The 251-nt window shown below is 61.4% G+C and carries 1 pseudogene; it reads right to left on the reverse strand.

Annotation, left to right across the window (positions count from 1 at the left end):
- Positions 1 to 251: pseudogene (locus tag ACLFKU_RS44900) on the reverse strand (IS5/IS1182 family transposase); the annotation flags it as partial.

Below are 251 nucleotides of genomic sequence, written 5' to 3' on the forward strand. Positions count from 1 at the left end.
TTTCTGCGTCGAGTGCATTTCCGGATCCCGGGTGCCGGAACCGTTCTTTGTCGAACTGGGCGCGGCAATCAGGGTGGCGTCGACTGCGGATCCAGCCTTTAGCATCAAGCCCTTCTCCGTCAGGATCGTCGCGATCGGGAAAGGCGGCCGTCCGGTTTTGCCTGCCGGATAGTGCGGCTCGATCAGCGCAATCAGCTTCGACCAAGGCACGACACGCCGCATCTCATCGAGAAATTCCCGCTTGCGCGTGC

This window comes from Paraburkholderia sp. EG304, assembly GCF_046543485.1.
GTDB lineage: Bacteria > Pseudomonadota > Gammaproteobacteria > Burkholderiales > Burkholderiaceae > Paraburkholderia > Paraburkholderia youngii.